Source organism: Mesorhizobium sp. LjRoot246 (genome assembly GCF_964254115.1).
GTDB lineage: Bacteria > Pseudomonadota > Alphaproteobacteria > Rhizobiales > Rhizobiaceae > Mesorhizobium.
In genome coordinates this window covers 1157315-1174998 of record NZ_CAXUSN020000001.1, presented here as the reverse complement: position 1 = coordinate 1174998, position 17684 = coordinate 1157315, and the positions used below count along the sequence as shown (strand labels likewise).

Annotated in this window: 16 protein-coding genes; 5 read left to right on the top strand and 11 right to left on the bottom strand. The window is 64.3% G+C overall.

Annotated features, from left to right (window positions below):
• Nucleotides 1–10: 10 nt before the first annotated feature.
• From ACSQ3L_RS05515 to ACSQ3L_RS05500, 4 genes are all read left to right on the top strand, one after another.
• Complete coding sequence (locus tag ACSQ3L_RS05515) at nt 11–1285, top strand: glycosyltransferase (protein WP_436159028.1); 1275 nt, start codon at nt 11–13, stop codon at nt 1283–1285.
• Between the two features lie 229 nt (nt 1286–1514).
• Nucleotides 1515–1865 (top strand): cupin domain-containing protein, encoded by a 351-nt coding sequence (locus ACSQ3L_RS05510; protein WP_436159027.1) that lies wholly within the window; start codon nt 1515–1517, stop codon nt 1863–1865.
• 111 nt (nt 1866–1976) lie between these two features.
• Nucleotides 1977–2321, top strand: coding sequence for a cupin domain-containing protein (locus ACSQ3L_RS05505; RefSeq protein ID WP_436159026.1), 345 nt, complete (start codon nt 1977–1979; stop codon nt 2319–2321).
• Between the two features lie 20 nt (nt 2322–2341).
• Nucleotides 2342–3850 carry an aldehyde dehydrogenase family protein gene (locus tag ACSQ3L_RS05500; protein WP_436159025.1) on the top strand — a complete coding sequence of 503 codons (1509 nt, stop codon included), beginning with the start codon at nt 2342–2344 and terminating at the stop codon, nt 3848–3850.
• Nucleotides 3851–3963: 113 nt separating this feature from the next.
• On the opposite strand, the gene ACSQ3L_RS05495 is transcribed toward ACSQ3L_RS05500, so the two are convergent.
• The 6 genes from ACSQ3L_RS05495 to ACSQ3L_RS05470 form a co-directional block, all read right to left on the bottom strand.
• Nucleotides 3964–4743 (bottom strand): hypothetical protein, encoded by a 780-nt coding sequence (locus ACSQ3L_RS05495; protein WP_436159024.1) that lies wholly within the window; start codon nt 4741–4743, stop codon nt 3964–3966.
• Nucleotides 4744–5044: 301 nt separating this feature from the next.
• The gene (locus tag ACSQ3L_RS05490; RefSeq protein ID WP_436159023.1) at nt 5045–5806 is read right to left on the bottom strand and encodes an SDR family NAD(P)-dependent oxidoreductase; all 762 of its coding nucleotides are present in this window, start codon (nt 5804–5806) and stop codon (nt 5045–5047) included.
• 10 nt (nt 5807–5816) lie between these two features.
• Nucleotides 5817–6629, bottom strand: coding sequence for an ABC transporter permease (locus ACSQ3L_RS05485; protein WP_024504751.1), 813 nt, complete (start codon nt 6627–6629; stop codon nt 5817–5819).
• Nucleotides 6629–7492 (bottom strand): ABC transporter permease, encoded by an 864-nt coding sequence (locus tag ACSQ3L_RS05480; protein ID WP_436159022.1) that lies wholly within the window; start codon nt 7490–7492, stop codon nt 6629–6631. Before ACSQ3L_RS05480 ends, ACSQ3L_RS05485 begins: the two co-directional genes overlap by 1 nt.
• Nucleotides 7493–7568: 76 nt before the next feature.
• Nucleotides 7569–8732: an ABC transporter substrate-binding protein gene (locus ACSQ3L_RS05475; RefSeq protein WP_436159021.1), complete on the bottom strand. Its 1164-nt coding sequence runs from the start codon at nt 8730–8732 to the stop codon at nt 7569–7571.
• A complete protein-coding gene (locus tag ACSQ3L_RS05470; protein ID WP_436159020.1) occupies nt 8713–9849 on the bottom strand; it encodes an ABC transporter ATP-binding protein in 1137 nt (378 codons plus the stop codon). The genes ACSQ3L_RS05475 and ACSQ3L_RS05470 overlap by 20 nt, the downstream gene beginning before the upstream one ends.
• Nucleotides 9850–9962: 113 nt before the next feature.
• Between ACSQ3L_RS05470 and ACSQ3L_RS05465 the strand changes: the two genes are divergently transcribed.
• Complete coding sequence (locus tag ACSQ3L_RS05465) at nt 9963–10769, top strand: helix-turn-helix transcriptional regulator (RefSeq protein ID WP_436159019.1); 807 nt, start codon at nt 9963–9965, stop codon at nt 10767–10769.
• A 4-nt stretch (nt 10770–10773) separates the two neighbouring features.
• Here ACSQ3L_RS05465 and ACSQ3L_RS05460 read toward each other — a convergent pair whose 3' ends face one another.
• The 5 genes from ACSQ3L_RS05460 to ACSQ3L_RS05440 form a co-directional block, all read right to left on the bottom strand.
• Nucleotides 10774–12840: a 3-hydroxyacyl-CoA dehydrogenase NAD-binding domain-containing protein gene (locus ACSQ3L_RS05460; RefSeq protein WP_436159018.1), complete on the bottom strand. Its 2067-nt coding sequence runs from the start codon at nt 12838–12840 to the stop codon at nt 10774–10776.
• A gap of 353 nt (nt 12841–13193) precedes the next feature.
• Nucleotides 13194–14141 carry an ABC transporter permease gene (locus ACSQ3L_RS05455; protein WP_436159017.1) on the bottom strand — a complete coding sequence of 316 codons (948 nt, stop codon included), beginning with the start codon at nt 14139–14141 and terminating at the stop codon, nt 13194–13196.
• Nucleotides 14142–14144: 3 nt separating this feature from the next.
• A complete protein-coding gene (locus ACSQ3L_RS05450) occupies nt 14145–15125 on the bottom strand; it encodes an ABC transporter permease (protein ID WP_436159016.1) in 981 nt (326 codons plus the stop codon).
• Between the two features lies 1 nt (nt 15126).
• A complete protein-coding gene (locus ACSQ3L_RS05445) occupies nt 15127–16596 on the bottom strand; it encodes a sugar ABC transporter ATP-binding protein (RefSeq protein WP_436159015.1) in 1470 nt (489 codons plus the stop codon).
• A 48-nt stretch (nt 16597–16644) separates the two neighbouring features.
• Nucleotides 16645–17658 carry an ABC transporter substrate-binding protein gene (locus tag ACSQ3L_RS05440; protein WP_436159014.1) on the bottom strand — a complete coding sequence of 338 codons (1014 nt, stop codon included), beginning with the start codon at nt 17656–17658 and terminating at the stop codon, nt 16645–16647.
• Nucleotides 17659–17684 lie beyond the last annotated feature (26 nt).

Below are 17684 nucleotides of genomic sequence, written 5' to 3'. Positions count from 1 at the left end.
GAGAAGCTTGATGGCGCAGAAGACGATCGCGTTTTTTCCAGAGGCGGCCTACGGCCCGGCGCTCAATTCCGTCGGCATCGCCCAGGCGGTCGAGGCGCGCGGCCACAGAGCTGTGTTCCTGTCCGACCCCGGCTTTGTCGATGTCTACAAGGGCTACGGCTTCGAAGCCCATCCGGTGAACCTCTCCGAGCCGATGCCGCCCGAACAGATGGCGAAGTTCTGGGAGGATTTCATCAACGGCCACATCCCGAACTTCCGCAAATCGCCCTACGACCAAGTCGACAACTACGTCAAGGATTGCTGGACGGCGATCGTCGACAGCGCCAAATGGGCGCAGAAGGATCTCCCGCGCGTTCTGGCCGCCATCAAGCCTGACGTGATCTGCGTCGACAACGTCATCCTGTTTCCGGCAATCAAGCAATACGGCAAGCCGTGGGTGCGCGTCATCTCGTGTTCGGAAAACGAGATCGAGGACGAAGACATCCCGCCGCATCTGTCCGGCTGCGGCGAAAACGACCATGCGGGCCACCAGCGCTATCGCGACCACTTCAACGCGGTGATCAAGCCGATCCATGACGACTTCAACACCTTCCTCACCGCCAACGACGAGGCGCCCTATCCGATCGGCCAGTTCTTCGAGGCCTCGCCCTATCTGAACCTGCTGCTCTATCCCGAAGCGGCAAAGTTCAAGCGCCGCCATCCGCTCGACCCGGCAAAATTCCAGTATCTCGAAGGCTGCGTGCGCCAGGAGAAACCGTACGCGGTGCCGACCTTCGCGAAAAACAATGACGGGCCGCTGCTCTACGTCTCCTTCGGCAGCCTGGGGGCCGGCGATGTCGACCTGTTGAAGCGCATCATTGCGACGCTGGGCAAGACGCGCTACCGCGCCCTGGTCAATGTCGGCGGCTACAAGGACCAGTATACGGACGTGCCCGGCAACGTCATCGTCGAGAGCTGGTTCCCGCAGCCTTCGGCCATCCCGCAAGTCGATGCAGTGATCCACCATGGCGGCAACAACTCGTTCACCGAGTGCCTCTATTTCGGCAAGCCGGCTATCATCATGCCCTATGTCTGGGACGGCCACGACAACGCCACCCGCGTCGAGGAAACCGGCCACGGCTTCGGCATGCCGCGCTACGACTGGGCCGATGCCGAGCTGATCGCAAAGATCGAAGCCTGCCTGACCGATCCGGCGATGAAGACCAAGCTGGCGAAGACATCGGCGCAGATGCACGCGCAGAACGGGCCGGAGAAGGCGGCGGGGTTGTTGGAGGGGTTGCTGTGATTGAGATGGTTGATATGCAGAGCCCAGGCGCCCCCCTCTGGCCTTCCGGCCATCTCCCCCTCAAGGGGGGAGATTGGCTGTCATCACCGCTTTCGCCAACCGCAAAGGTCGTAAGGAAAACGCCGCCGCAGGAACTGCCAATCTCCCCCCTTGAGGGGGAGATGTCCGGCAGGACAGAGGGGGGCCTCATAGAGCGGCAACGGATCGCGTTTGATCATGGAGCCTCCGCATGACCCCCTCCGCCCCACACCTCCACCAAGCCTCCACCCGAACCGATCTCGTCGACTGGGGTGCCCAACCCGACGCGTTGGATGGCGCCTCCCACTCCACCGGCAAACTCGTGCACAAGGGTCCGAACAACCAGCCCGAATCCGGCATCTGGGTGTGCACGCCAGGCCGCTGGCGCCTCAGCATTCCCCGCGATGAATTGTGCCATTTCGTCGCCGGCCGTGCGACCTACCGGTCGGATGTCGGTGAGGTGATAGACGTCTCCGCCGGGACCGTGGTCATGTTCCCGGCCGGCTGGACGGGCGAATGCGCCGTGCATGAGACCATGCGCAACGTCTACATGCTGGCCTGACATCGCGGGAGCAAGACATGCCGCCGCCGGCTGGACCGGCATCTCCATCATCACGCAAACGCTGACCAAGGCCTTCATGTGCCGCTGAGCACTCATTCCAAGGAAATCGATATGACAACCCCCATCATGAAATCCCCGCTCGCCATTACCGACCTCGTCGACTGGGGCGTCATCCCGACCATGATCGAGGGCGTGTCCCACACATCGGGCAAGCTGCTCTACAAGGGACCCGAGGGCCGCTCCGAATGCGGGTTGTGGGTCTGCACCCCAGGCAAATGGCACTGCCATGTCACCCGCGACGAGTTCTGCCACTTCCTCGAAGGGCGCTGCACCTACGTGCATGAATCCGGTGAGATCATCGAGATCGAGCCGGACACGGCAGCCTTCTTCCCGCAGGACTGGAAGGGCGTCTGCACCGTCCATGAGACGATCAAGAAGGTCTACATGATCCGCTGAGCGGCTCTGAGAGGATGTCCATGCATTTCTCCCCTGACCGGCCGACCTTCTTCGTCAATCCGGATTACCGGCCAATGACCGGCGCCAACAAACCGGTGATCGATCCGGCGACGCTGGAGACCGTCGGTGCTATCTCTGCTGCGACAGACGGCGAGATCGACGCCGTGCTTACCGCCGCGACCAAGGCGCAGGCCGCCTGGAAAAAGCTCGATGCCAAGAGCCGCGCCAAGCATCTGCACGCCGTTGCCAACGCCATCGAGGCGGCCGACTTCACGCGCTGCGCCGAGCTGATGGTGCGTGAGATGGGCAAGCCCTATCCCGAGGCGATCGGCGAGATCGCCAATTGCGCGCCGATCTTCCGCTACTACGCCGAGATGGCGCGCGACGACGCCGGCAAGATCGCCGGCACGACGCAGGCCGGTTCGTTCCAGTATGCGCGTTATGAGCCTTATGGCGTCTCCGTCCACATCATGCCCTACAACTTCCCGATCCTGCTGATGTGCTGGACGGTCGCGGCCTCGCTTGCATCAGGCAACGCCTGCGTCATCAAGCCGGCCGAGGCGACGACGCTGTCGACGCTGGACTACATGCCCGTGTTCCGCTCGCTTCCGGAGGGCCTGGTGTCGTGCCTGCCCGGCGGCGCGGTCACGGCACAGGCACTGATCGCCTCCGATCGCACCCACGCCGTCGCCTTCACCGGTTCGGTCGCCGCCGGCAAGGCGGTGGCGGTGGCCTGCGCCGAACGCATGAAGCCCTGCGTCATCGAGGCCGGCGGCAGCGATCCGCTGATCGTCAGCGAGCACGCGCCGCTCGAGGTTGCGGCGGCCGGCAGCGTCACCGCAGCCTTCCACCTCACCGGCCAGGTATGCACCTCGGCCGAACGCTTCTTCGTCGTCGATGCCGTGCATGATCGCTTCGTCGAACTGTTCGCCGAAAGGACACTTGCCCTGCGCATCGGCAACGGCATGGACAAGACCGAGATTGGCCCGCTGGTCAGCGAAAGCGCGCGTGCCAAGGTCATGCGTCTCGTCGACGATGCCATTGCCAATGGCGCCAAGGCAATCACCGGCGGGCGCATCCCGCCGGCACACAACACCGGCTGGTTCTATGAGCCGACGATCCTGACCGGCGTCACCCCGGACATGGCGATCGTCCGCGAAGAGTGTTTTGGACCCGTTGCCGCCATCTGCCGCGTCAAGGATTTCGACGAGGCGATCCGGCTTGCCAATGACAGCCCGTTCGGGCTCGGCGCCTCTGTGTTCACCACCGATCTCGCCGAAGCGCATGAGGCGGCCGAGCGGCTCGAAGCCGGCATGGTCTGGGTCAACAACCCGCTGATCGACAATGACGCCCTGCCTTTCGGCGGCTGGAAGGCCTCGGGCCTCGGCCGCGAACTCGGACGCCAGGGGCTGGATGCCTTCCGCCGCTCCAAGATGGTGATCATCGACCACAAGCCGGCGATCCAGGACTGGTGGTACCCCTACCCCGACAGCTGGTTCCGCGAGACCGGCGGCCGCAAGCATGTATGAGAGACTCGAAACTCGCTATTTTGGGATAGGCAGGCCGAGCATGGCCAGGAAAAAGCAATGCCGCCGGGCGAGCCCCGGCGGCATCTTTTAATTGGCTACCGCCGCAGCGATCGTCAGGGCGTCGTTTCCGCTTCCATCGCGGCCGCCGTCTGGTCGATCTTTCCGGCAAGCACGCCCTGAGCCCAGGCCGTGACATCGGCGTCGACGGGCTTGTTGGCCATGTCCGTCAGGGCCGCGTCGAGCGACGCATCGTCCGTGCCGACCTCCGCCGCGGCAGCTGCCTCATTGGCGGCGGTGACCGCCGCCTCCTGGGCAGCGACCCCGGCCTGCAGATCCGTTATCTTCCCAGGCAGGGCCGCCTGATCTTCGGGCGTCATGGCGGCAATCTGCTCGGCCGTCAGCGACGTCAGCGCGCTCAACTCCGCATTCAGCGCATCGAGCTTATCCTGGGCCGCGTCAGCCGCGGCCTGGGCGACCTTGGCTTTGGCGGACTGCGTCACGAATGCCTGGATGCTGGCGAACTTCTTACTCTTCGAGTTCATATAGGCGTTGATATTGCGCTGCAGCGAGTTCAGCCGGCCAAGCTTCGCGTGGATGTTCTTCTCCTTGTGCACGGACGAGACCTTTGTGGTCGTGTCGACCGTGGCGTCGTCCGCTTTGGCCTTGGCTGCCCGGCCCGGGGCCGACGACGACTTGCCGTGCGAAGCGCCGCTCTTGCCATTGCTGCCATTGTGGCCGTTGCCACCCCCATTGCCATTGCCGCCAGCATTGCCACCGCCGTCGCCGTGCCCGTTGCCACCGCCGTGCCCGTTACCGCCGGCTCCGGCGAGTGCCGGAGACGCCAGAAGCGCCAATGCGGCAAGCGCCGCGAACAGAGTTTTTCGGTTTGTCATGGTAACCTCCTCGGGGAATCGCCGCCTTCGCCCGACCGCTAGGTGACCGTCGTATGAGAAATCGCTAATTGTACAGAGTAAACTTTAGACAAATGCGGTCTCAATACGCGAGCTGGCAACCGTCAGGAATCGTAACCGTCTGATATTTTTAAAAAATTTACGCCCGTGGGTCGCCGTGGCACTGAAGTCCCATGCCGGTCGGACCATAGTCTTACCTGGCGACCAGCGCCACGGAGAAAGTCATGGAGCAGTGTATCGGAAAGGTGCTGAAATAAAGGAGATTGGTGGCGAAAACCTAGTCTCAACCGATGCTTTCGCCGCCGTCGATCACCAGCGCCTGGCCGGTCATGAAGGACGAGCGATCCGAGACGAGGAACAGGATCGCCTCAGCGATCTCTTCGGCGCTGGCCCAGCGCCCCATCGGGATCTTGGTGCGGACATAGGTTTCGATCGCCTCGCGTCCACCCATCTGGGCGATGAACGGCTCGTTGAACGGCGTGTCGACCCAACCCGGACAAAGGGCGTTGACGCGCACATTGTGCCGGGCATAGTCGAGCGACATCTGCCGCGTCATCGCCACTACCGCATGTTTTGATGTCGCGTAGGCGATCATCTCGCGGTCGTAGAACACGCCCGAATTGGAGGCGGTGTTGAGGATGACGCCGCCGCCCCGCGCGATCATCGACGGCATGACCAGCCTCGCCGCCAGGAACTGCGCCCGCACGTTGATCCGCCACGAAGCATCCATGCCGCCGACTTCCACCTCAGTCAGCGTGCCGCCGACCTGGATGCCCGCGTGATTGTGCAGGATGTCGATGCGCCCGTGCCTGTCCAGCGTGCCGGCAATGAGCTGCTCGACCGCCGCGTCCTCGGCGACATCGGTCGCGATCGCCTCGGCCCGTCCGCCCACTGCCCGAATGTCCGAAGCCGTTGCTTCGCCGGCAGCCTGATCCCTGTCGGCGATGACGACAACCGCACCTTCCCTGGCCATGATCATGGCGCCGGCGCGCCCGATGCCGGAGCCGGCGCCTGTCACCACGGCAATGCGGTCTTTGAGGATCATGATACGGCTTTCAGTTTGACGGTTTGCGTTGGCGCAATTGCCATTGGGCAAGCACCACGAGCAGGACGGAGGCGACGAGCACGATCGTCGCTATGGCATTGATTTCCGGCGTCACGCCACGCCGGATCGACGCGAAGACATAGATCGGCAGCGTCGTCTGCGCGCCGGCGACGAAGAAGGCGATGATGAAATCGTCGAAAGAGAAGGTGAAGGCGAGCAGGAAGCCGGCGACGACCGCCGGCATGATCTGCGGCAGCACGATCGATCGGAACGTCGTCAACGGCGTGGCGTAGAGATCGCTCGAGGCCTCGACCAGATTGCGGTCGAGGCTGCCGAGCCGCGTGCCGACGATCATCGTCACCAGCGCCATCGAGAACAGCCCGTGTGCGGCAATGATCGAACCATAGCCGAGCGCCAGGCGCGGCGGCTGGTCGTCGGGCCAGATCGAGGCAAGGAACGGGTTGACGACGGTGAACAGCTGGACGAGCGCGACCAGCGTCGAAATGCCGATGACGACGCCCGGTACGACGATCGCCGCGCCCAGAAGTGCATCGAAAACCGCGCGGGTTCTGACGCCGACGCGCGCCAGGCCGAGCGCCGCCGCCGTGCCACACAGCGCCGCCAGCAAGGCGCTGGTGGTGGCGATGAACAGGCTGTTCTTCAGCGCTTCGACCAGGAACGGGTTCGCCAGCGCCTTGCCGTACCATTGCACTGAAAAGCCGGTGAACTCGCTGGCATGGTGCCCGGCGTTGAAGGAAAACAGCACCACCAGCGCGATCGGCAGATAAAGGAAGGCAAAGACCGCAATGACGAAAGCACGCATCAGATCAGGTCCACCCGGCGCGCGCCCGAAACCCGGGTCGAGATGCGATTGGCGGCAATCAGCACCACCACCGAAACCAGCACCAACGTGATCGCGATGGCCGATCCGAACGGCCAGTTTCGCGACTGCAGGAACAGGTCGACCAGGGCATTGCCGATGAAGAACACCTTGCCGCCGCCGAGCAGCGTCGGGATCAGATATTCGCCGAGCAGCAGGATCATCACCAGCGAGAAGCCGGTCATGACGCCCGGCAGCGACAGTTTCAGGGTCACCCCCAGGAAAGTCGAAATCGGCGTCGCGCCGAGGTCGGCGGAGGCTTCCAGCAACCGGCGATCGAGCCGCTCTAGGCTGACATAGATCGGCAGGATCATCAGCGGCAGATAGCCATAGACGATGCCGAGCAGGACGGCGCCCGGCGTGTTGATCAGCCTGACGTCCTCAATGCCGACAAACGCCAGCAGCGCGGGAATGCCGCGCCCACCCAGAATGTACATCCACGCATAAGTCCGCATCAGGAGGCTGGTCCAGAACGGGATAACGACCAGCGCCAGCAGGATCAGCCGCCAGCGCTGCGGTGCCTGCAAGGCGAGGTAGTAGGCGACCGGGTAGGCGACGAGAAGACAGGCAAGCGCTCCCACCGGCGCCAGCACCATCGTGTTCCAGAAGGCGGTCGCCCGCGCCGGAAGATTGGCATATTGCGCCAGCGTGAAGGCGGCCTGATAGCCGCCTTCCGGTGCCCGCTCGCCGACACTGAACACCGCGATGGCAATGAACGGCAGCACCAGAAACACCACCAGCCACGCGGTCGCCGGACCGAGCAGCATTGCGGTCAGAAAATTCCTGCGAAGACGGCTGCCGTGCATGGAAGATTTGCCCCGATGCCGGCGGGCATGAACCCGCCGGTCAAGTTATCTGAGTCGAATTTGAGGCCCGCGCGGCTCAGGCCGACTTGAAGCGCGCCATCAGCTCGGCCCGGCCCGGATCGGTCAGCGTTGCCGCCGCGCCGAATTCCAGCGGCGTCAACAGGTCGGCCGCCGGATAAAGGATCGGGTTGTCGAGCACTTCCTTAGGCAGCAGTTTGTTGACCCGTGCATCGGTCGAGGGCGCACCATTGGCGAGGTGTTCCTTGACCGCCACCTGTGGGTTCATCAGGTAATTGAGCAGCGCGTAGCCGGCCGGCTTGTTCGGCGCATCTTTCGGGATGGCATAGAAATCGGTCCAGATCTCGCCGCCTTCCTTGCCCAGCACATAGGCGATCTCGGGAATGTCGCGATGCAGCTGCGCGCCATCGTTGGTCCAGCACATGGTCATCCAGGCGTCACCAGCGCGCATTCCCGGCTGATAGTCGGATGAGACCGCGAACAGATGCGGCTTGACCTTCAGCAGCAGCTCCTCCGCCTTGGCCAGTTCGTCCTGCTTCAACGAATTGAACGAGTAGCCGTAATATTTCAGCGCATTGCCGATCGTCGTCAGCTGGTAGTCGTGCACCATGGTGCGGCTGTCGCCTTCCGCCATGGCGGTGTCCCAGAACTCCTTCCAGCTGGTCATCGGCTTGGTCAGCTTCTTGGTGTTGACGGCAAATCCGGTGGTGCCCCAGTTCTTCGGCACGGCGTATGTCGTGCCGTCGATCGTGCCTTCCCCAGTGAAGCGCGGATCCTCCTGCGAGCCGTCGAAATTCGACAGCTTCGCCATCTCCAGCGGCTCGATGATTCCGAGCTTCTTGTAGGTCGAGATCGTGTAGTTGGTCGGCACGAAAAGGCTCCAGCCCGAGGCCCCGGCCTGCAGCTTGGCCAGCATTTCCTCGTTGGAGCCGAACACGTTGACCTCGACGGCAACGCCGGTGTCCTTCTTGAAATTCTCGAAGGTCGCCGGGTCGTGATAGTTCGGCCAGGTGGCGATCGACATGCGGTCGCCAAGGTTTTCGGCGGCAAAGGCCGGTGTCGGCATGATGCCGATCTCGCGCGCCATCACCGCCGTGGCAATGCCAAGGCCGGTGAGGCCAAGGAAATCGCGTCGGCCGATCGAGCCGCGCTTGAGGCGCACTAGCTGGTCGACGAAGTTCTCGGGGCTTATCGGCAGTCCGTCACGATATGATTTCGACATGTTTATCTACCCTCTGGTTGGTCCCGTTGTTCTTGGTCTCCGGAAACGCCAGTGGCGTTCCGGAGGCAAAGCCGATGGCGACGGGTTCGCCCGGCTTGAAGAGATTGCCGTGGCCGATCAGATGGTCGGCCTTGGCCAGCAGCGTTCCGATGCCCCGGACCTCGATCGCGTATTCCGCTGTCGAGCCCAGAAAAATCCGGTTGCGGACGATGCCCTTGAACCGGCCGCTTTCCGGCGTGCCGAGACTGAGCGATTCAGGGCGAAGACTGACCGAAACGGCCTCGCCTCGCTGCAAGGACATGCGCTTTCGCGCCGCAATGACGGTGCCGTCGGCAAGCGCCACCTCCACCAGCTCGCCCGAATGCCCGGCGACGGTGCCGCTCAGCAGGTTGGTCTTGCCGACGAAGTCTGCAACAAACAGGTCAACCGGTTCGTCATAGATCTCGCTCGGCTGTCCGAGTTGGACGATGCGGCCGCCATTCATGACGCAGACGAAATCGCTCATCGACAGCGCTTCCTCCTGATCGTGGGTGACGAGCACGAAGGTGATGCCGATTTCGCGCTGCAGGTTCTGCAGCTCGATCTGCATGTCGGTGCGCAGCTTCTTGTCGAGTGCGGCCAGCGGCTCGTCGAGCAAAAGTACTGCCGGCTTGTTGACCAGGGCGCGCGCCAGCGCCACACGCTGCTGCTGGCCGCCTGACAGTTCGTGGATCTTGCGGCGGCCATAGCCGGCGAGCCGCACCATTTCGAGCGCCTCGCCCGCCCTTGAGGCGATCTCGCGCGACGACAGCCTTGGCCGTGCCTGACGCAGCCCGTAGGCGACGTTGTCCTCGACATCGAGATGCGGAAACAGCGCATATTGCTGGAACACCATGTTGACCGGCCGCCGGTAGGGTGGCGTGCCGGCCATGTCCTGGCCGCGAATGAACACCTGGCCTTCGCTCGGCTGTTCGAATCCACCGATCATGCGCAGGCAGGTGGTCTTGCCGCAGCCGGACGGCCCGAGCAGGGCAACAAAAGCCGAGGGCGGGACAGCGAGATCGATGCCGCTGACCGCGGTCACCGCGCCATAGCGCTTGGTGACGCCGCGAAACTCGATGTCGGGCACTGCGGTCAAGGTGCTGGCTCCTGCAACAGGGCGATTTCAGGACGCTACCAGAGCCAATGGCGGCTAGTATATACCTCGCGGGTGGTATATCTGATCTATTTTCTCGTTTAAGGGGGTATGGATTGTCCCGCAGCGACGAATACAGCCAGCTCGCCACGCTCGTCGCGGCGACGCGGGAGACCAACGGCGACCTCTTCGGCCGTGCGATGGTCGATTGGCTGCGGCAGCATGTCAGCTTCGACCACTGCGTGATCTTCGGCTACCGCGGCGCCTCGCGCCCGCCGCTGCTGTTCGAGACCTTCTCGCCGGCCGAGAGCCACGTCTTCGTCGCGCTCTACCAGGAAGGGCCATATCTGCTCGACCCGTTCCATCACGCGGCGGTCGAGCGTAAGGAAGGGTTCTGGCGCATGCGCGAACTGGCGCCGGACCGCTTTTACGCCAGCGAATACTTTCGTTCCTACTACAGCCAGACCAGGCTGGCCGAGGAGGTCGGCTTCTTCGTGCCGCTGGCGGGCAAGGATGCGCTGGTGCTGTCGCTGATGCGGCTGCGCGCCTCAGGCCCGTTCGGCACCGCCGATGCCAGATTGCTGCGCGACATGGCTCCCGCGGTGATCAGCTTCATCAGGTTGCGCTGGCCTGCTCTTCCGGCCGACGAAACGGCGGAAGCGAAGCAGGACGAGACGGCCACTGTGGTCAACGAGTTCGACCGCGCCCATATCTGGCAGAGCCTGTCGCTGACGCCGCGCGAAAAGCATGTCGTCGACCTGGTGTTGCAGGGGCATTCGACGGAGTCGATCGCCCGGGCCATGCGCATCGTGCCGGGCACCGTGAAGGTCCATCGCCGCAACATCTACCGCAAGCTCAAGATCAAGTCGCAGGCCGGCCTGTTCGCGCGCTTCGTCGAGATCATCGACGCGCGGATACGATAAGTCCTTAGCCCTCGGCTTCCCACGAACCGGTCTCAGCCATCCGCTCCAGCAGCGGCGCCACGCGGAACACGTCCTTGCCGGTCCGCTGATGCCAGTATTCGAGCCGCTCGACGATCCTTGCCGCGCCTTCGAGGCCCGCCCAGAACAACGGACCGCCCTTGCCGACGGGAAATCCATAGCCATTGACCCAGACGACATCGATGTCCGACGCGCGGGCCGCGATCCCTTCCTCCAGGATCTTCGCGCCCTCGTTGATCAGGGGGTAGAGCGTGCGCTCGATGATTTCTTCGGCGCTGATCGCGCGCGGCGCAATGCCCCGCTCGGCGGCCTTGTCGCGGATCAGCGCCTCGACCTCCGGATCCGGAACTGGGGTGCGCGAACCGTTCTCGTAGAGATAGAACCCCTTGCCGGTCTTCTGGCCGAAACGGCCCTGTTCGCACAGCATGTCGGCGATCACGGCCGTCTGGCCGCGTGCCTTGCGGTTGCGCCAGCCAATGTCGAGGCCGGCGAGATCGCCCATCTGGAACGGCCCCATCGGCCAGCCAAAATCGGTGAACGCCTGGTCGATCTGGCGCGGGGTGGCACCTTCCAAAAGAAGAGCTTCCGATTCCGACCCGCGCGCGGCCAGCATGCGGTTGCCGACGAAGCCATGGCAGACGCCGACGACCACGGCCACCTTGCCGATCCGCCGTGCCAGGTCGACGACGGTCGCCAGCGCATCGGGCGCGGTCTTGTCGGCGCGCACGATCTCCAGCAGCTTCATGACATTGGCCGGCGAGAAGAAGTGCAGGCCGAGCACATCCTGCGGCCGTGAGGTCGAGGCAGCGATTTCGTTGATGTCGAGATAGGACGTGTTGGTGGCGAGGATCGCGCCGGGCTTCGCCACCGCTTCGAGCTTGCCGAACACTTCCTTCTTGACCGCCATGTCCTCGAACACCGCCTCGACGATCAGGTCGCAATCGGCGAGATCGGCATAGTCGGTGGAGCCCTTGAACTGGGCAAGCCGCTGCCGCTTGGCGTCCTCGCTGAGCGAGCCGCGCGTGACGGACACCGAGTAGTTCCTGTCGATCGTCGCCAAGCCGCGCTGCAGGGCCTCATGGCTGGTTTCCAGCAAGGTCACGGGGTAGCCGCCATTGGCGAAGGCCATGGCGATGCCGCCGCCCATCGTGCCGGCGCCGATGACGCCGACACGGCCGATCCTGCGCTTGACGATGTCCTTGGCCGGAAGCTTTGCCGCCTCACGTTCGGCGAAGAACAAATGGCGCTGCGCCCGCGACTGGTCGCTGGCGACCAGTTTCACGAACAACGCACGCTCGGCCGCCAGCGCCGCATCGAAGGGCAGCGTGACGGCATTGCGCACCGACAGCGCGCAGGCGATCGGCGCCTCGAGACCGCGCGCCTTCTTGGCAAGATCCGCGGCCGTGGCGTCGAAAGCCGCGAGGTCAGTCTGCTTGAGACCATCATCGCGATCACGCACTGGCGTGAAGGGGCCACCCTTGCGGGCAATTTCCCGGCCGAAATTCACGGCATGCGTGGTCAGATCGCCTTCGAAAACCGCATCGACGAGGCCGGAGGCGTGCGCCTCGGTCGCAGCAATCGGCACACCCGAAACGATCATGCCGAGCGCTTTCACCGCGCCGACCAGGCGCGGCAGCCTTATCGTGCCGCCGCCGCCCGGCAACAATCCGAGCTTCACCTCTGGGAAACCGAGCTTGGCGTCGGCATCCGCGACGCGAAAATGGCAGCCAAGCGCCAGCTCCAGCCCGCCGCCGAGCGCGGTGCCGTGGATGGCAGCGATCGTCGGCTTGGCGATGGCCTCCAGCACAGCCACGATGGCGCGCAGATCCGGCTGCTGCACCGGATTGCCGAACTCGGTGATGTCGGCGCCGGCGACAAAGGTCCGGCCGGCACAGGCAATGACGATGGCCGCGACCGACGGATCATCCCGCAACTCGACCAGCGCCTGCATCAGCGGCTCGCGGACATGAAAGCTCAGTGCGTTGACCGGCGGATTGTCTATGATGACGACGGTGACATCGCCGTCACGGCTGATCCTGAGGAAATCGGACACGCACACCTCCCAGCACTATTCTGCAGCCATGGCCGCGCGAACCGGATTTACAGCGCCGCGACGCCGATGGGAACCCGATGCCGGCCTGGCACAATGATTAGCGATTTTGAAGTGCCTGGCGCACCAACGGCTTCCGCCTCATAATCTCCGAAGTAGAGACCCTTCACACCCCCTCTGCCCTGCCGGGCATCTCCCCCGCAAGGGGGGAGATTGACAGCTTCTGCGCCTCGCTCACTTTGCAACGTTGGAGATTGGCGAAGGCCACGACAACTGCCGATCTCCCCCCTTGCGGGGGAGATGGCCGGCAGGCCAGAGGGGGGTGCTGTCCCGCCAGCGTCGGCGTCTTGCTCCCGCTACCGCAGCGCCTTCTGCCCGCCCGCCGCCGTGATCACTCCGACAATGATCAGCCCCGTCAGCAGCAATCGCACCCCGGCACTCACCCCAAACGTGTTGAGCATGGTCAACAGCAGCACCAGGAACAGCGCCGCGCCCCAGACGCCGGGCACATTGGCCTTGCCGCCGGCGACCGACGTGCCACCGATGACGACGACGGCGATCGAGGCCAGCAGGTATTCGTTGCCGATGTCGACATTGGCGCCACGGAAATAGCCGGCGAGCAATGCCCCATCGATGCCGCCGAGCGCTCCCGACAGCGTGTAGGTGAGGAAGCGGATGCGGCCGACATTGACGCCGGCGAGCCAGGCGGCGCGGATGTTCTGGCCGATCGCCAGCACCGAGCGGCCGTAGATCATGCGCTGTAGGGCGATGGCCGCACCAATGGTGAACAGCACGGTGAGGATCGCCAGAACCGGAATCCCCAGGATCTGCCAGTTGGCGAAATCGGCGAAGCCCGGCGGCGGCTTGATCTGCAGCCCGCGGCCATAACTGATGTCGATCGACTGGATGATGAAGCTGGCCGACAGCGTGGCGATGATCGGCGGAATGCGCAGCGCCCAGATCAGCAGGTAGTTGGCGGCGCCGATCGCCGCCCCGCAGGCAAGTGCCGCCAACAGCCCGACCGCAATCATGGAATCGCTGCCGTCCATCACCTTCATCGCGACGGCGCTGGCGAGCCCGATATTGGCCGGCAGCGACAGGTCGACATTGCCGGGGCCGAGCGTGATGACGAACATCTGGCCGACACCGACAATGACCGTGAATACCGCCAGCGACAGAGCGGCGGTCACCATGCCGCCCCCGCCATAGCCGCCGGTGAAGGCGATCGTCGCCAGCCACACAAGCAAGGCGCCAATGAACGACCAGATCCAGGGTTTGGTGAGCAGCGATTTCACCGATGTCATCGCTCACCTCTCCTTGCGGCTGATCAGCACCCGCGCCGCCAGCACGATGATCAGGATGGCGCCGTTGGCGGCCACCTGCCAGTCGGGCGGAATGTGCATGAAGGTGAGCAGCGGCGAGGCGGCGAGCGCCAGCGTCAGCGCGCCGATCACCGCGCCGATCGGCGACACCCGGCCGCCGACGAACTCACCACCGCCGAGGATGACGCCGGCGATCGCCAGCAGCGTGTAGCCATTGCCGATATTGGCATCGGCCGAGGTGGTGATGCCGATCAGCGCCATGCCCGACAGCACGCCGAACAGGCCGGCCAGCGCAAACAGCACGATCTTGGTCTTGAGCAGCGACCAGCCGGCGCGGCCAAGCGCCGCTGGATTGCCGCCCGAGCCACGCAGGATCACGCCATAGGAGGTCCGCATCAGGCCGAAATGAACGATGAGGCCGATCAGCAGCGCCGCGATGATCGGGAACGGCACGAAAGGCGGCTTGAACGCCATCAGCCCAAGCAGCCAGTCCGGCGCCTTGCCGCCCGGCTTGGGCAGGACGAGGATGGCGAGCCCTTGCCAAACGAAGCTCATGCCCAGCGTCACCACGATCGACGGCAAATTGCGCAGATGGATCAGCGCGCCGAGCAGCGCATAGACCCCGATCGATCCAAGCAGGATCACCGCGCCGACGAGCGGCGCGTCCTTCAGCCAGGTCGCGGTGACGCAGCCGACGAAGCCGACGAAAGTGCCTATCGACAGGTCGAGCTCGTTTCCGGCAATGACGAACATCTGCGCGATGGTCGCCAGCGCGATCGGGATCGCCAAATTGAGCATCAGGCTGAAGCCGAAATAGCTGATGGCGCGCGGGTTGAGCCAGGCGATGGCGAGCAGCACCAGTGCCAGCGACAGCGCCGGCAGCAGCCCGCGCAGCAGGCGCGCGCGGGCCAGCGCGCCACGCTCGGCGGAAGTCCTGGCAGCGGTATCGAGGTTGGCGGCCGTCATCTCAGGCCGCATCGCCGAAGGAGGACTGGATGATCTTCTCTTCGGTCAGCTCGTCGCGGCGCAGATTGGCGACGATGCGGCCGTTCTTGAAGACATAGATGTGGTCGCAATTGTCGAGCTCTTCGGTTTCCGTGGTGTACCAGAGGAAGGTGCGGCCTCGCGCCGCCTCCTCGCGCACGAGGTCGTAGACCTCCAGCTTGGTGCCGATGTCGACGCCGCGCATCGGATCGTCCATCAGCACGATCCCGGCGTCAGAGCCGAGCGCACGGGCAAACAGCGCCTTCTGCTGGTTACCGCCCGACAGCGAAAAAATGTTGTTGTTCATATCGGGCGTGCGGATGCCGATCTTCTTTTGCCAAAATGCAGCAAGCTCTGCCTCACGCTGCGGCGAGATCAGCAGCCCGTTGCGCAGCCGCGCCAGCGAGCGGATGCCGATATTCTCAGCGATCGACCATTGCGGGAAGATGCCGTCCGACTGACGGTCGCCGGCGACCAGCGCCACCGGCGCCGTCACCTCGATGCCTGCCTTGGCGCGCGATGCCGTGGCGAAGATCGCCAGCAGCAGGTCGGTCTGGCCATGTCCGGCGAGCCCGGCAAGGCCGATGATCTCGCCGGCGCAGGCGACAAGGTCGGTACCGTCCTTCTGCACGGCAGGCCGCGCCCGAACCCGCAGCGGGCTGGCGTCGGGCTTGGCGTCAGCGATTTCGGCCGCGATCTTCTGGCGCGCTTCCGCTCCGCCCATCGCCGTCACCAGCCGGTCGCGGTCGAAGGCGCTGGCGGCGTCGGCGACAACCACCTTGCCGTCGCGCATCACCACGATACGGTCGGCGTTCCGCAACACCTCGCCCAGCACATGCGAAATTAGGATGCAGCTTTTGCCGCCGGCGACGAAGCGCCGCACGAAGGCCAGCAACTGGCCGGCCGTATGCGCGTCGAGCGACGATGTCGGCTCGTCGAGGATGACGAGGTCGAGCCGGTCCTGGGTGACCGTGAAGGCGCGCGCCACCTCGACCATCTGGCGCCGGCCGATCGACAGGTCGGCGACAATGTCCGACGCCGAGATGCTATGGCCCGGAAAGATCTCGTCGAGCTTGGCGGCAATCAGATCCGCCGCCTTTCGCCGCCAACCGAGCCCGCGCAGCGAGGCATGGTTGATGCGCGTGTTCTCGGCAACGCTGAGATTGGGGCACAGCGACAATTCCTGGAACACGCAGCGTATGCCGAGTTGCTGCGCCCGCGACACCGAGTAATTGTCCTCGGTGTCTCCATGCACGCCGATCTGCCCGCCGTCGGGCACCAGCGTGCCCGCCACCATATGCATCAGCGTCGATTTGCCGGCGCCATTGTGGCCGACGAGGCCAACGCATTCGCCGGGTCCGACGCGAAAATCCACGCCGGCCAGAGCGCGAACGGCGCCGAAATGCTTTTCGGCGCCGTTCAGTCTGATGATGTCAGCGTTACCCCTAGGCATGCTTAACGATACTCGCTTGGCTATACGGACGGCAACGCTGGCCGACACTCACTTGATGTTGGCTTTGATGGCCGTGATCGCGTCTTCTTGCGTGTATTCGTGGCTGGCGACGCCGCCCTTGGGGATCTTCGGCAACTCGGCCTCGAAATCGTCCTGCGTGAAGGCCAGATACGGCACCAGCAGGTCGTGCGGAATGTCCGTGCGACCATCGAGCACCTGCTGCGCCACCCAGAATGCGAGCGACGACACGCCGGGCGCGATCGAGGCCGACCAGGTCTGGTAGCCGTCCTTTTCCTTCTGTTCTTTCCACCACTGCAGCTCGTCCTGGCGGTTGCCCATGATGATGGTCGGGCGCGGCTTGCCGGCGGCGGCGAAGGCCTGTGCGGCGCCATAGCCATCACCGCCCTGGTCGACGACGCCGACGACGTCGGGCAGCGACGGCAGGATGGTCGCCACCGCCTTCTGTGCCGTCGTCTGGTCCCAGTCGCCGGTCACCGAACCGACGATCTTGAACTCGGGGTGAGCGGCGACGCCTTCCAGAATGCCGGCATGGATGGCATCGTCGATGGAGGTGCCGGCAAGGCCACGGATTTCCAGGAGATTGCCGCCCTTGGGCTGGAACTTGGCCATCTGCTCGACTTCCTGCTTGCCCATGTCCTTGAAGTCGACGACGACGCGGTAAGCGCAAGGTTCCGTCACCGTGCCGTCGAAGGAGACGACGACAATGCCGGCGTCGCAGGCCTGCTTGATGGCGCCGTTGAGCGCATCCGGCGAGGCGGCGTTGATGACGATCGCGTCATAGCCCTGCAGGATCAGGTTCTGCACCTGTGCTGCCTGCGTCGGCACCTCCTTGTCGGCGGTGGTGAAGATGTCGGCCGCGCCGACGATCTTGTCGGCCACCGCCTTCTTGGTGACGATGCCATAGCTGTCGAGCATCGCCTGACGCCATGAATTGCCGGCATAATTGTTGGAGAAGGCGATCTTCTTGCCACTGGTGTCGGCCAGCGCCGTGCCCGAGGCGAGCATCGCCGCCAGGGCGCCCAAGACGAACAGTTTCTTCATGTCGTAATCCTCCCAGATGTTGACTG